Raw genomic sequence first — 13273 nt, forward strand, 5'->3', positions numbered from 1 at the left:
CTCAGGCGAGGGCGGACGGAATGTCGGTTCGGGAAAAGTCGTTGCCGACGAACAGCAACGGGACGCGCTTCGTTCGGGCGCAGGCGTAGGAGAAGCAATCGCCGAGATTGAGTTGGGCCGGATGACCCTGCCCCTTGCCGTATCGGGCATAGGCCGAAACAGCCTCGTGCGTTTCCGGCTCGGCCACGGGAACGAGACTGACGGAGGCTTGCGCGAGGAAGGTCTCGACCGCTTCCTGTGCGACCGGGATCGGGGCCCCCTTGATCCGATGGAGGGCGAGCACGGCTTCGAGCACGGAGAGACCGGACGTCCACAACGGCGACGCGGCCTCGACCCGCTCGATCAGCCGTTCGAAACCCGATTCGCGCGCCAGGATCGCCACGATGGCGGAGGCGTCGAGGAACATCAGGAATCCTCGTACAAGCTGTCGTAGAAAGCCTTGTCCGCAGCAAGATCGGTTTTGGGATAGGGCTCCAACGCGTCCTGGATCGGTCGCATCCGTTCCAGCAGGGACGGTTTTGCCTCCAACCGCTCCACTTCCCGCACCAGGGCGATCCGCACCGCTTCGGTCTTGCTGACCCGGGCCAGGGCCGCCACTTTCTCCGCGAGGCGATTCACCTCCTCGCTTCGGATGTTGAGAGGCATTAGGATCGCTCCCGTGTAGACGGGACGATGCTAGTGTCTACACATCGCCCGATCAAGACGCCGGCCCCTCGAGCCGTCCCCCGGAATTCCCACCCAAGGTTCGCGATGACAAGCCGTCTCGACGAGGCCCGCGCCGCGTTGAAAAAGACCTTCGGCTACGACGATTTCCGCCCCGGCCAGGACGAGGTCATCGGCTCGGTTCTCGACGGCACCGACGTGTTCGCCGTGATGCCCACGGGCTCGGGCAAGTCGATGACCTACCAGTTGCCCGCCCTCGTCGAATCCTCCCTCACCGTGGTGGTCTCGCCCCTCATCGCCCTGATGCACGACCAGGTGCAGCAGATGCTCGGCTTCGGCGTCGCGGCGGCGACCCTCAACTCCTCCGTGCCCGAGGCGACGGCGCGCGAGACCTGGCGCCAGATCCGCGCCGGCGACCTCAGGCTCCTGTTCGTCTCGCCCGAGCGGCTGATGATGGAAGGGCTGATGGATGCCCTGCGGGGCGCAGGCGTCCGGCGCCTCGCCGTGGACGAGGCCCACTGCGTCTCGCAATGGGGTCACGATTTCCGGCCCGAATACCGCGACCTCGCCCGCGCCCGCGAGGCGCTGGGCAACGTCCAGACCGTGGCGCTGACGGCGACCGCCGACAAGGCGACGCGGGCCGACATCACCGAGCGGCTATTTCCGGCGGGCCGCGAGCTCAAGGCGTTCGTCCATTCCTTCGACCGGCCGAACATCCGCCTGACCTTCGTGCCGAAGGACAATCCCACCCGGCAGATCGAGCGCTTCCTCAAGCACCGGCGCTCGGAGAGCGGGATCATCTACTGTTCCTCGCGTAAGCGCACGGAGCAACTCGCCGAGAGCCTCGCCAAGGACGGCTTCAACGCCCTGCCCTACCATGCCGGCCTCGACCAGGGCACGCGCATGAAGAACCAGGACACGTTCCTGCAGGAGGACGGGGTGGTGATGACCGCCACCGTCGCCTTCGGCATGGGCATCAACAAGCCCGACGTGCGCTTCGTCTGCCACGCCGACATGCCGTCCAACGTCGAGGGATATTATCAGGAGATCGGCCGCGCCGGGCGCGACGGCCTGCCCGCCGACACGCTCACCATCTACGGCCTCGACGACATGTCGCTGCGCCGTCGCCAGATCGACGAGAAGGAGGTGCCGGACGAGCGCCGCCGCGTCGAGCGGCGCAAGCTCGAGGCGATGATCGCCCTGTGCGAGGGCGCCACCTGCCGTCGCCAGTCCCTCCTGAGTTACTTCGGCGAGGCGAGCGAGCCCTGCGGGCGGTGCGATCTCTGCCGCTCGGGCATCTCCCTCGTCGATGCCACGGTTCCGGCCCAGAAGCTGCTCTCGGCCATCGTCCGCACCGGCCAGCGTTTCGGAGCGGCCTATGTCTGCGACGTGGTCCACGGCAAGGAGTCCGATCCGATCCGCCGCAACGGCCACACGGCCTTGAAGACCTTCGGCGTCGGGGCCGACAAGCCCGTGGCGGCGTGGCGTGCCATGTTGCGCCAGCTCTTCGCGGCGGGCGCCGTATCCGAAAACGGCGACGGTTTCGGCGGTCTCTCGCTCACCGACAAGGGCGAGGCGATCCTGTTCGGCCGCGAGACCATTCAGATGCGCCCCGACCCCGAGCCCAAGGTGGCCGAGCCGCGCGACCGCAAGCGCGCCGCCGCCCGCGACGAGGCGAGCCTCGATCTCGATCCGGCCACGGAGGCGCTGTTCCAGCATCTGCGGGGCCTGCGCGCGACCATCGCCCGGGCGGAGGGCATCGCGGCCTTCATGGTGTTTCCCGACCGCACCCTCATCGAGATGGCGCGCTCCAAACCCGTCGATCTCTACGCCCTGCGCACGGTCCACGGGGTCGGCGAGCGCAAGCGCGAGGCCTACGGAGCGCGCTTCGTCGAGACCATCGCCGAGTTCCTCTCGCACGCCCCCGCCGGATCGGCCTGATGCGGTTTGGCACTCGTCGGATCTGATCCGGATCGTGTAGGGACGGAGGCGGTCGCCGTCGCGACCGTCGCACAGCGTCCCCGACGCATCACCGGACGGACCGCCCCATCTCAGACGAAACGCCCTCAGCCGAGACCCGGCCGCGTCAGGTCTTCTACATGCCGGGTTTCGACCCGCGCCCGCCCGAGACGTACTGGGGGCTGTTTCGCCGCGAGAGCCGCCTCACCGCCACCCGGCGCGGCATGGCGATCACCGTCGGCGATTCCGCGCGGTCGCCCGACGGCCTGCGCCTCGACTGGCGCGTCTCGGCCGACGGCGCCGAGATCCGCTATACCCTGCTGCGCTGGGACGACATCGTCGCCGCCCGGTTTCCCCGCGGCAATGCGCGCCGGCTCCTCGCCGTGCCGGTCCTGTGGTGGCGTCTCTGGCGTTCGGGCTACCTTCGGCGCTTCCGTCAGGAGGCCCGGCGGTTCGCCCGGGTGATCGTCGGCGTCCACCTCATCTATCTCGCCCTCGTCGCCCTCAGCCTCGGCGCCGCCTTCGGGCTCGCCGGTCTGCTGCCCTTGCCGGCCGGCCCCTGGGCCAGCCTCGGCCGTGGCCTCGCGGTGCCGGTCCTCGCCTACGCGATCTTGGCCGGGCTCATGGCGGTGACGCGGGGCAGACCGTTCTATGTCGCCCATCTCGTCGACGACACCGCCTTCACGCACGACCACGCCAGTGGCGTCGAGACGCGGATGAGCCGGCGCCTCGACGCCTTCGCCGACGTGATCCGGGCTGCGGAGGGCGGGGCGAGCGAGATCGTGGTCATCGGCCATTCGTCGTCAAGCTTTCTCGGGCTCGAGGCCCTCGACCGGGTGCTCGCCCGCGATCCCGAGTTCGGCCGACGCGGGACGCCGATCTCGTTCGTCAGCATCGGCAGCGTGATTCCGTGGATCACCCTCGATCCCCGCGCCGCCGCCGTGCGGGCGTCGCTCGCCCGCGTCGCCGCCTGCGAGGCCATCGGCTGGCTCGACGTACGCGCGAAATGGGATTGGCTGTCCATCCATAAGCGCAACCCCTTGAGCGCATCGCGCCTCCCCGCCCCGGCCGCGCACAGGCCCGTGGAGATCCACGTCCGCATCGAGGACCTCATCGAGAAACGCATCCTCAAGCGGCGCAAGTGGAACCTGTTCCGCATGCATTTCCAGCTTCTGATGTCGAGCCGCGACAGCCAAGCCTTCGACTACGTCGCCTTCGTGGCCGGCCCCGAGCCGGTCCACGCCGCCCTCCGGCGCTGGCGCAGCACGGCCGCGCATCCCAAGGCGCGCGTCCTCGATGAATACCCCGTCGCGTGAGTGCCCCGCACCGGCGCGATGCGGGTTCGGGTTGCCAGGGCGCGCCCTAACCCTCTAGAGCCGTCACGACCGAGACGGACGCGCGGGCCGGATGGCCTTGCGAGGAATCGTGTCGAGAGGGTTCGCATGTTCCGTAACGATGTTCCGATCACCCCCGAACTCGTGCGTCAGCACGGCCTGACGCCCGACGAGTACGAGCGCTTCCGCGGCCTCATCGGGCGCGACCCGACGCTGACCGAGCTCGGCATCGTCTCGGCCATGTGGAACGAGCACTGCTCGTACAAGTCCTCGCGCAAACACCTGCGCGGCCTGCCGACCAAGGCGCCCTGGGTGATCCAGGGGCCGGGCGAGAACGCGGGCGTCATCGACATCGGCGACGGGCTCGCCTGCGTGTTCAAGATGGAGAGCCACAACCACCCGAGCTTCATCGAGCCCTACCAGGGCGCGACGACCGGCGTCGGCGGCATTCTTCGCGATGTGTTCACGATGGGCGCGCGACCGATCGCGGCCCTCAACGCCCTGCGGTTCGGCTCGCCCGATCATCCGCGCACCCGCCACCTCGTCTCGGGCGTGGTGGCCGGCATCGGCGGCTACGGCAACTCCTTCGGCGTGCCGACGGTGGGCGGCCTCATGGGCTTCCATCCGCGCTACGACGGCAACATCCTCGTCAACGCCATGGCGGTGGGCCTCGCCCGCACCGACGCGATCTTCTACGCGGCGGCCACGGGCGTCGGAAACCCCATCGTCTATCTTGGCTCGAAGACCGGCCGCGACGGCATCCACGGTGCCACCATGGCCTCGGCCGAGTTCGACGATGCGTCCGAGTCGAAGCGCCCCACCGTGCAGGTCGGCGATCCCTTCGCGGAGAAGCTGCTCCTCGAAGCCTGCCTCGAGCTCATGGCCTCGGGCGCCGTCATCGCCATCCAGGACATGGGGGCGGCGGGCCTCACCTGCTCGGCCGTCGAGATGGGCGCCAAGGGCGACCTCGGCGTCGAACTTCACATCGAGAAGGTGCCGGCCCGCGAGGCCGGCATGACCGCCTACGAGATGATGCTGTCGGAGAGCCAAGAGCGCATGCTCATGGTTCTCAAGCCCGGCATGGAGGCGGAGGCGGAAGCCATCTTCGTGAAGTGGGGGCTCGACTTCGCGATCATCGGCCACACCACCGATACGCTTCGCTTCGTGGTCAAGCACGACGGCGTCGTCATGGCCGATCTGCCGATCAAGGAACTCGGCGACGAGGCCCCCCTCTACGATCGGCCGCACATCGCCAACACCCACCAGCCCGTGGTCCTGGCCTCGGACGTGCCCGAGACGGTCGGCAGCGCCGAGGCCCTGAAGCGCCTCATCGGCTCGCCGGACCTGTCCTCGAAGCGCTGGGTCTACGAGCAGTACGACCACTTCATCGGCGGCAACACCGTGCAGAAGCCCGGCGGGGACGCCGCCATCGTCCGCGTCGAGGACGGCCCCAAGGGCCTCGCCATGACCGCCGACGTGACGCCGCGCTACTGCGAGGCCGACCCCGTCGAGGGCGGCCGGCAGGCCGTGGCGGAAGCCTGGCGTAACCTCACGGCGGTGGGCGCGACGCCGCTCGCCATCACCGACAACCTGAACTTCGGCAACCCCGAGAAGCCCGAGGTCATGGGCCAGCTCGTCGGCTGCCTCAAGGGCATCGGCGAGGCGTGCCTCGCCCTCGACTTCCCCGTCGTGTCCGGCAACGTCTCGCTCTACAACGAGACCAACGGGGTGGGCATCCTGCCGACCCCGACCATCGGCGGTGTCGGCGTGCTGGCCGACGTGACCCGCCACGCCACGCTCGGCCTCAAGCGCGAGGGCGATCTGCTGGTTTTGATCGGCGACACTGCCGGTTGGCTCGGTCAGTCCGCCTACCTCGCCGTCATCGCTGGCCGTGAGGAGGGGGCGCCGCCGCCCGTGGATCTGGCGACGGAGCGCCGCAACGGCGATTTCGTGCGCGAACTCATCGTCTCGGGACAGGTCGACACCGTTCACGACCTGTCGGATGGCGGCCTTGCCGTGGCTCTGGCCGAGATGGCCATGGCGGGCGGCGTCGGCGCGGCGCTGCCCGAGGTGCCGGCGGGCCTCGCGACGCACGCCTACCTCTTCGGCGAGGACCAGGCCCGCTACCTCCTCGCCGTCGATGCCGAGACCGCGCCCGATCTTCTCTACAGCGCCTCGGCGCAGGGCATCGACGCCCTGGTGATCGGGGTGACGGGCGGCGACACGCTGACCTTGCCCGGCGGCCAGACCATCGCGGTCGCCGAACTGCGCGAGGCCCACGAGGGCTGGCTGCCTGCCTACATGGCGAGCCAGCCGGCCGGCGTTCCCGCCTGACGCAGCGTCACCGTCGCAAGCCGTTTCACAGGAGTTGACCCCATGCCCATGGATGCGCGCGAGATCGAGGCGATGATCCGGGAAGCCCTGCCCGACGCCCGGATCGAGATCAAGGATCTGGCCGGGGACGGCGACCATTATGCCGCCACCGTCCTCTCCGCCGCCTTCAAGGGCAAGACCCGGGTGGCCCAGCACCAGATGGTCTACGGCGCGCTCCAGGGGCGCATGGGGGGCGTGCTGCACGCCCTTGCGCTCACCACGGGCGTCCCGCAGGATTAGACGCACAAACTCGGGTGGCCGCATGGATCAACCCAGCCTCTACGACGACGACATCGTGACCTGGGCCGAGCAGCAGGCTGCTGCGGTGCGTGCCCTTGCGTCGCGGCCCGATCTGTCGAACGCCCTCGACTGGGAGAATATCGCCGAGGAGATCGAGAGCGTGGGGCGGTCTCAGATCAGCGCGGTCGAGCAGAAGCTCCTGCAGATGCTCATTCACGTGCTGAAGTACATGTCCGCGCCGAGCGCCCAGTCGACTCGATCCTGGCGATCCGAGGTGATCGCTTTCCATGCGGCGGCCTGCCGGGCCTACTCCCCCGGCATGCGGCAGCGGATCGACTGGTCATGGCTGTGGAAGACGGCACGGCTCCAGGCGGAGGCCTCCCTCCGGATGTTCGACGATCGTCTCGTCGTCGGCCTGCCCAATGCGATGCCGTTCACACCCGAAGAACTCGTTTCCGAGACCTTCACCATGGATTGGGCCCTGGAGCGCCTCGCCTCGGCCTTGAACAGGCCGGCCGACCATCACTAGATCACTGCGATACCTGAGAGGATCGACACCATGACCGACGCCAACACCACCATCAAGGCCGAGATCGAGTCCCAGGACGTGGTCGTGTTCATGAAGGGCACGCCGCAGTTCCCCATGTGCGGTTTCTCGGGCCAGGTGGTTCAGATCCTCAATTACCTCGAAGTGCCGTTCAAGGGCGTGAACGTCCTCGACGACATGGCGATCCGGGATGGCATCAAGGCTTTCTCGAACTGGCCGACGATTCCGCAGATCTACGTGAAGGGCGAGTTCGTCGGCGGCTGCGACATCACCCGCGAGATGTTCCAGTCGGGCGAGCTGCAGCAGTTCCTGGCCGAGAAGGGCATCCCGGTGAAGGCCGCTCCCACGGCCGCCTGATCCGGCGCAACGGGTTCGAGACGGAAAGGGCGCCGACAGGGCGCCCTTTTTGGTTTGAACGGGCTCCCGCTTCGGCCGTTGCTCCATCAGGGACTGCGAGATGGGAGGGGCGCGATGTATGACGTCGTCATCGTCGGCGGTGGACCCGCCGGCCTCAGCGCGGCGCTTATCCTCGGGCGCTGCCGCCGCTCGGTGCTCCTCCTCGACGCCGGAACCCCGCGCAACGCGGCGAGCCCGCGAACCTGGGGGCTGTACACCCGGGACGGCACGGCGCCCGGCGCCCTGCGTGAGCAGGCCCGCGCCGACCTCGAACGTTATCCAAGCGTCGCGTGCCGGACCACCGATGTCTGGCGGGCACGCCGCATGGGCGATGGCTTCGCCGTCGAGTGTGACGACGGCCGCATCGAGCAGGCGCGCCGGCTGATCCTCGCCACAGGGCTGCGCCAGGACCTGCCCGACATCGAGGGGTTCGACACCTACTGGGGACGCGGTGTCCATACCTGTCCGTATTGCGACGGATACGAGAACCGCGATCATCCCCTCGTCGCCTACGGCTCGGGGCAGGCCGGCCTCGGCCTCGCCCTCGAACTCATCGTCTGGAGCCGGGATGTCACCCTCTGCACCGACGGACGCGCGGACGGCCTGTCGGCGCCCGACCGCGACCGCCTCGCCCGCAACGGCATCGCGGTGGCGGAGGGTGGGGTCGCCCGCCTGACGGGGGATGGGATCCGGGCGGAGGGACTCGTCTTCGGCGACGGCACCAGTCGGCCCTGCCGCGCCGTCTTCCTCACGCCAGGGGGGAACCATCCGTCGCCCCTCATCGCGCAGCTCGGCTGCGACCTCTCCGCGAAGGGCACCGTGCCGACGGGCGCGTACGAGAGCACCAACGTGCCCGGCCTCTACGTCGCGGGCGACGCCTCGCGACGGGTCCAGTTCGCTGTGGTCGCGGCGGCCGAGGGCGCGATGGCGGCCTTCGCGATCAACACCGAGCTCTTGAAGGCCGAGGCCGCGTAGCGACGACCGGAGGCCGTCGTCCCTGCGCGACCGATGGGTTCGGTTTTGCCCGCAACCCACAGACGCCGGCACGTCGGCCACCTGTTGCGCCCGTCGCACGACCGCCGAGCCGAATCGGTGATTCGGGAGGCGAATCGCTCCGATGGAATGGGGCGTCTTTTGGGCGAGAGGGAGGCGGCATTGTCCGCACCGTTTGCAGGGAGTCGGCCGGGAAATCGCGCTTTTTCTGTGGTCCTAGGTATTCGCGTGCGATGTCGCACGGAGAAAGTGGTCTGAAATACGCAATCGTAAATTAATCATCAATGACCGCGTGCATTCGGAACTCGTTGGCGTTATCCACGGTTTCTGTCAGTGACCGGGTCGCGGCTCCCTCTGGAGTCTTCAACGGCACCGGGTCGGTGAACGCAATGCCAGTGTTCGAAGCCAAAAATCTCGATTCGGAGTTCGAGGGCCACGGATTCCTCGCAGCGATCCTCCATCCGTCCCAGGAAGCCCAAACGCGGGCTTTGACGCATGGGCGCAACCGCGCTGCCCGCGCTTCGATGATGGCCGACCCGATGACCGTCGAGCCGCGCTATCCCCTCTGCTCGCGTGACGCTGAGATCGAAGTTCAGGCGACCTGAATCTCGTGAGGTCGGTTGCACCTTGGCGCGTCTGACGGCCTACCAAGTCTGGGCGGTGATGACGCCCTGACGGGTGACGACGGCCCAAGTCCGGCCACGCCGCTCGATGGTGTCGACGCGACCGATGCCCGGAATCGTGTCTCCGATCCCGACCTCGACCAGTCGACGCTTGCGATCCTCCAGAACCGCGACACCGTCATAGACTTCGCGCACGGCCCAGTTGTCGGTGGCGGGCTTCGGAGCGACATGGGCTATGGCGCCGGTCTCCGTCGGTTCCGGTGCCGCTTTGGCTGCCACGGGCGCGGGTGCCGGCGGTGTAAGGCGCTTGTCGATCTGCGCCGTGAGGGCCGCGACGCGTCCCGCCTGATCCTTTTCCATCTGCTCGAACCGCTCGCTCAGGGCGCCGACCTTCACGGCCAGCGCCTGTTCGGCGCGCGCGATGCGTTCGAGCGTGGCGGCGTTGCGGGTGCGCGCCTCGACGCGGCTCGCATCGACGCTCTCCTGGGCGTGGGCCAGCTTCTTGCCGATCTCGCCGAGGGCCAGGTTCAGATGCTCCGTCTCGGCCTGCGCCGAGCCGAGCCGCTGCTGAATTTCCGCGAGGGCCGTGGCGCCCCGCGCGTCGTCCGTCGCACCGAGGCGGGTCGCCCCGGCGCCGATCAGACCGCCGAGCACCAGGGCCGCGCCCGCGACACCGGCGAGGCGCGGATCGAGCCGCCGCATCCAAGGGGTCGCCGCCACGGCGGGACCGGGCGTGGCGGCGGTCGTCGCGTCCACCTTGGTGCGAGCGCCCATCACGGCTTGCTTCAGCAGTGCTTCCGGTGAGGTGTCCGACGTCGTGCCGACCGTGTCCGTCATGACCCATGCTTCCCGAGGAACCCCGGAAGCATGGGTTAACGACGCTTGTTTACTGAAGCGTTACCATATTCACGCGGCCAGACCCCGCTTGCGCAGGAGCGGATCGATACTCGGAAGCCGTCCGCGAAACGCCGTGTAGGCCTCGCCCGGATCCTGCAGATTGCCCGCGCCGTAGACGAATTTTCGCAACCGCGCCGCCGTCTCAGGGTGGAAGATGTCCCCGGCCTCGCGGAACGCGTCGAACGCATCGGCATCGAGCACCTCCGACCACAGATAGCTGTAGTAGCCCGCGGCATAGCCGTCGCCGGAGAAGATATGGGCGAAATGCGGCGCGCGGTGCCGCATGGAGATTTCCGCCGGCATGGCGATGCGCTTCAGGGCCTCGGCCTCGAAGGCGAGTACGTCGAGGCCGTCCTCGCCCGCGCTCGACAGGTGCAGCGTCATGTCGACGATGGCCGACGACGTGTACTCGACGGTGGCAAAGCCCTGGTTGAAGGTGCGGGCCGCGAGCAGGCGCTTCAGCAGATCTTCCGGCATCGGTTCGCCGGTCCGGTAATGGCGGGCGTGCCGGCGCAGGACCTCGGGCTGTTCGAGCCAGTGCTCGTAGAGTTGCGACGGCAGTTCGACGAAGTCCCCCGCCACCGCCGTGCCGGCGAGCAGCGGATAGGTCACGTCGGACAGGAGGCCGTGCAGGGCATGACCGAACTCGTGGAACAGGGTCCGGGCATCGTCGAAGGACAGCAGCGTCGCCTCCCCCTCCGGGGCGCGGGCGAAGTTCATGACGTTGACGATGATCGGACGTACGACGCCGTTGAGGCGTTCCTGCGAGCGGAAGGCGCTCATCCAGGCGCCGGAGCGCTTCGAGGCACGGGCGAAATAGTCGCCGAGGAAGACGCCCACCTCAGAGCCGTCGGCGTCGCGCACGGCCCAGGCGCGCACGTCCGGGTGGTAGCGCGGTACGTCGGTCAGCTCCTCGAAGCGCAGGCCGAACAGGCGCGAGGCTGTGTCGAAGGCGGCTTCGATCATGCCGTCCAGAGGCAGGTATGGCTTGATCTCACCCTCGTCGAGATCGTGCTCGGCCCGGCGCAGCTTCTCCGCGTAATGGCGCCAATCGTGACGGGCGAGGCTGAAATTGCCGCCCTCCGCCTGGATCAGCCCCTGGAGCCGGTCGCGCTCGGCCGCCGCCTGGTGATGGGCGGGCGTCCAGACATTGCGCAGCAGGTCCATGGCGGCGTCGGGGTGGCCCGCCATGGTGTCGTCGAGCTTGAAATGGGCGAAGCTCTCGAACCCGAGGAGTCGCGCCCGCTCGGCGCGCAGGGCGACGATCTCCGCGATGAGACCGCGATTGTCGGTGTCGCCCCCGTTCTCGCCGCGCTTCGACCAGGCCTCGTAGGCCCGCTCGCGCAGATCCCGGCGGGTGGAGAACACGAGGAACGGCTCGATGAGGGAGCGCGACAGGGTGATGACGTGGCCGTGCTGGCCCCCGCGCTCCCGGGCGGCGGAGGCGGCGGCATCGCGCAGGAAGTCGGGCAGGCCGGCGAGATCGTCCGGTCCGTCGAGGGGCAGGGCGAAGGCGCCCTCGTCGGCGAGCAGATTCTGGCTGAAGCGAGTGCCGAGTTCGGCCATGCGGCCGGCGATCTCGGCCATGCGGGCCTTCGCGTCGGGGGCGAGGTCCGCGCCCGAGCGCCGGAAGCGCATACGGTAGCGGTCGAGGACGCGACGCTCCTCCGGCCCGAGAGCCTCGGCCTCGGCATCGACGGCCGAGATTCGAGCCCAGAGTTCGGGATTGAGGTAGATGGCGCTGCCGTGGCGGGCGAGGCGCGGCGTGATGGCGCGTTCCACCGCCTGGAGTTCCGGGTTTGTGTGGCTGCCGCTGAGGTTGAAGAACACGCCCGCGACCCGGTCGAGGTCGAGGCCGGCCCGTTCCAGGGCGCCCACGGTGTTGTCGAAGGTCGGCGCCTCGGACGCCCCCGCGATGGCCGCGATCTCGGCGTTGTGGGCGTCGAGGGCGGCCTCGAAGGCCGGAAGGTAATGGGCAGGCGTGATGCGCTCGAACGGCGGCAGGCCGAAGGGGGTCGTCCAGGTGCGTTCCGCGAATGGTCCGGTGGCGGCGTCGGTGGTTGGGGAGGCGGTCGTCATGGTGGTCCTGGCGTTCGATGTCCGGAATGCTGTCTCGGCTGGACGTTAAGCGTCGCGTCGTCCGGGCGCAAAGGCCGGGGCGGCATGTTGCGCCGGCCCTGTTGCCCGCATGCTCTTGCTCCGCCCGCACGATCCCCCGATCGTGACGGGTCCGGCGGGTTGAAGCGGCCGGACAGGATAGGATCCGGATGTTCTCGCGTTCGCTCGCCTCTGTTCCGGCCCTGATCCGTTGCGGGGTCGTGACAGTCGCCCTCTGCGCCCCGGGCGCCCGCGCGCAGCAGGAGACGGCGATCCCGGTCCCGCCGCCGGTACCACCGGCCCGCCCGGCGGATCTGACGCAGCCCACGGCCCCCGTCATCGACGCGCCGCGCCCGCCCGAACTCTCGACTCCGGCGGCCAAACCCGAACCGGCCAAGCCCGATGCGGCCAAATCCGAACCGGCCAAGTCCGAAGCCGCCAAACCTGATGTGGCCAAGTCCGAGGCGGCCAAGCCCGACGAGGCGAAACCCGGTGACGGAAAGGCCGAGGACAAGCCGCCGCCCCTCCCCCCGGCCCGTCCACCCGAACTCTCCGGCGAGGCGGCGCTCGCCCTGACGGTGGCGGCGGTCGACGACACGGCGTGCCGTCAGCGCCTGGAGCGCCTCGGCGCCCGCTTCGAACCCCTGCCCGCCCTCTCGGATGGGCAGTGCGGCGCGGCGCGCCCCCTGAAGGTGACGGCGCTGGCCGGCGACCTCGCCCTTACGCCGCCCGCGACCCTCGTCTGCGGCGCCGCCGAAGCCCTGGCGCGCTGGGCCACGGAGGCGCAGCTTCTGGCGGAGCGCGACCTGTCGCAGCCCCTCAAGGGCCTGAGCCTCGGCACCACCTATGTCTGCCGTGGCCAGAATCATGACCCCGAGGCGAAGCTCAGCGAGCATGCCTTCGCCAACGGCATCGACGTGATGGCCTTCACCTTCGCCGGGCGGCCCGCTCTCGCGGTGGCGCCCCTCCCCGAGGGAACGCCGGACGCGGCCTTCCTCGCCCATGCCCGTGCCAAGGCGTGCGGTTTCTTCCGCACGGTCCTGGGGCCCGGCACCGATGCGGCCCACGCCAACCATCTCCACCTCGACGAACGCGAGCGCACTGCCGGCCATCGCCTGTGCCAATGAGCGGTGCCGGTGGAACGCCTTCGG

General features: G+C 69.1%; 13 protein-coding genes. 9 read left to right on the forward strand and 4 right to left on the reverse strand.

Annotation, left to right across the window (positions count from 1 at the left end; all coding sequences use genetic code 11):
* Position 1: 1 nt before the first annotated feature.
* Positions 2-406 (reverse strand): type II toxin-antitoxin system VapC family toxin, encoded by a 405-nt coding sequence (locus MFF01_RS14300; RefSeq protein ID WP_238226430.1) that lies wholly within the window; start codon positions 404-406, stop codon positions 2-4.
* Positions 406-645 (reverse strand): type II toxin-antitoxin system VapB family antitoxin, encoded by a 240-nt coding sequence (locus MFF01_RS14305; RefSeq protein ID WP_238226432.1) that lies wholly within the window; start codon positions 643-645, stop codon positions 406-408. The genes MFF01_RS14300 and MFF01_RS14305 overlap by 1 nt, the downstream gene beginning before the upstream one ends.
* A gap of 105 nt (positions 646-750) precedes the next feature.
* Here MFF01_RS14305 and recQ point away from each other — a divergent pair, with 105 nt between their 5' ends.
* The 8 genes from recQ (at position 751) to MFF01_RS14345 (ending at position 9110) form a co-directional block, all read left to right on the forward strand.
* Complete coding sequence (recQ, locus tag MFF01_RS14310) at positions 751-2604, forward strand: DNA helicase RecQ (RefSeq protein ID WP_238226434.1); 1854 nt, start codon at positions 751-753, stop codon at positions 2602-2604.
* A gap of 158 nt (positions 2605-2762) precedes the next feature.
* A complete protein-coding gene (locus MFF01_RS14315; protein WP_238226436.1) occupies positions 2763-3938 on the forward strand; it encodes a hydrolase in 1176 nt (391 codons plus the stop codon).
* A gap of 126 nt (positions 3939-4064) precedes the next feature.
* Positions 4065-6290 carry a phosphoribosylformylglycinamidine synthase subunit PurL gene (gene purL, locus MFF01_RS14320; RefSeq protein WP_238226438.1) on the forward strand — a complete coding sequence of 742 codons (2226 nt, stop codon included), beginning with the start codon at positions 4065-4067 and terminating at the stop codon, positions 6288-6290.
* Positions 6291-6332: 42 nt separating this feature from the next.
* Complete coding sequence (locus MFF01_RS14325) at positions 6333-6569, forward strand: BolA family protein (RefSeq protein ID WP_056095688.1); 237 nt, start codon at positions 6333-6335, stop codon at positions 6567-6569.
* 22 nt (positions 6570-6591) lie between these two features.
* A complete protein-coding gene (locus MFF01_RS14330) occupies positions 6592-7098 on the forward strand; it encodes a DUF29 domain-containing protein (protein ID WP_238226440.1) in 507 nt (168 codons plus the stop codon).
* Between the two features lie 30 nt (positions 7099-7128).
* Entirely contained in the window at positions 7129-7473 is a 345-nt protein-coding gene (grxD, locus tag MFF01_RS14335; RefSeq protein WP_238226442.1) for a Grx4 family monothiol glutaredoxin, read from the forward strand.
* Between the two features lie 114 nt (positions 7474-7587).
* Positions 7588-8487, forward strand: a complete 900-nt coding sequence (locus MFF01_RS14340) for an NAD(P)/FAD-dependent oxidoreductase (protein ID WP_238226444.1) — start codon at positions 7588-7590, stop codon at positions 8485-8487.
* Positions 8488-8813: 326 nt separating this feature from the next.
* Positions 8814-9110 (forward strand): hypothetical protein, encoded by a 297-nt coding sequence (locus MFF01_RS14345; protein WP_238226446.1) that lies wholly within the window; start codon positions 8814-8816, stop codon positions 9108-9110.
* Between the two features lie 39 nt (positions 9111-9149).
* Here the strand turns inward: MFF01_RS14345 and MFF01_RS14350 are convergent, their stop codons facing one another.
* Positions 9150-9965, reverse strand: coding sequence for a hypothetical protein (locus MFF01_RS14350; RefSeq protein ID WP_238226447.1), 816 nt, complete (start codon positions 9963-9965; stop codon positions 9150-9152).
* A gap of 69 nt (positions 9966-10034) precedes the next feature.
* Positions 10035-12104 carry a M3 family metallopeptidase gene (locus MFF01_RS14355; protein ID WP_238226449.1) on the reverse strand — a complete coding sequence of 690 codons (2070 nt, stop codon included), beginning with the start codon at positions 12102-12104 and terminating at the stop codon, positions 10035-10037.
* A gap of 188 nt (positions 12105-12292) precedes the next feature.
* Between MFF01_RS14355 and MFF01_RS14360 the strand changes: the two genes are divergently transcribed.
* Entirely contained in the window at positions 12293-13249 is a 957-nt protein-coding gene (locus tag MFF01_RS14360; RefSeq protein ID WP_238226450.1) for an extensin-like domain-containing protein, read from the forward strand.
* Positions 13250-13273: the final 24 nt, after the last annotated feature.

This window comes from Methylobacterium adhaesivum, assembly GCF_022179065.1.
Taxonomy (GTDB): Bacteria; Pseudomonadota; Alphaproteobacteria; order Rhizobiales; family Beijerinckiaceae; genus Methylobacterium; species Methylobacterium adhaesivum.

Bases quoted from the DNA above. Each gene is read 5' to 3' on its own strand.
- purL (WP_238226438.1), top strand. From the start codon at position 4,065: ATGTTCCGTAACGATGTTCCGATCACCCCCGAACTCGTGCGTCAGCAC.
- MFF01_RS14325 (WP_056095688.1), top strand. From the start codon at position 6,333: ATGCCCATGGATGCGCGCGAGATCGAGGCGATGATCCGGGAAGCCCTG.
- grxD (WP_238226442.1), top strand. From the start codon at position 7,129: ATGACCGACGCCAACACCACCATCAAGGCCGAGATCGAGTCCCAGGAC.
- MFF01_RS14315 (WP_238226436.1), top strand. From the start codon at position 2,763: ATGCCGGGTTTCGACCCGCGCCCGCCCGAGACGTACTGGGGGCTGTTT.
- MFF01_RS14350 (WP_238226447.1), bottom strand. From the start codon at position 9,965: ATGACGGACACGGTCGGCACGACGTCGGACACCTCACCGGAAGCACTG.
- MFF01_RS14300 (WP_238226430.1), bottom strand. From the start codon at position 406: ATGTTCCTCGACGCCTCCGCCATCGTGGCGATCCTGGCGCGCGAATCG.
- MFF01_RS14355 (WP_238226449.1), bottom strand. From the start codon at position 12,104: ATGACGACCGCCTCCCCAACCACCGACGCCGCCACCGGACCATTCGCG.
- MFF01_RS14330 (WP_238226440.1), top strand. From the start codon at position 6,592: ATGGATCAACCCAGCCTCTACGACGACGACATCGTGACCTGGGCCGAG.
- MFF01_RS14360 (WP_238226450.1), top strand. From the start codon at position 12,293: ATGTTCTCGCGTTCGCTCGCCTCTGTTCCGGCCCTGATCCGTTGCGGG.
- MFF01_RS14305 (WP_238226432.1), bottom strand. From the start codon at position 645: ATGCCTCTCAACATCCGAAGCGAGGAGGTGAATCGCCTCGCGGAGAAA.
- MFF01_RS14340 (WP_238226444.1), top strand. From the start codon at position 7,588: ATGTATGACGTCGTCATCGTCGGCGGTGGACCCGCCGGCCTCAGCGCG.
- recQ (WP_238226434.1), top strand. From the start codon at position 751: ATGACAAGCCGTCTCGACGAGGCCCGCGCCGCGTTGAAAAAGACCTTC.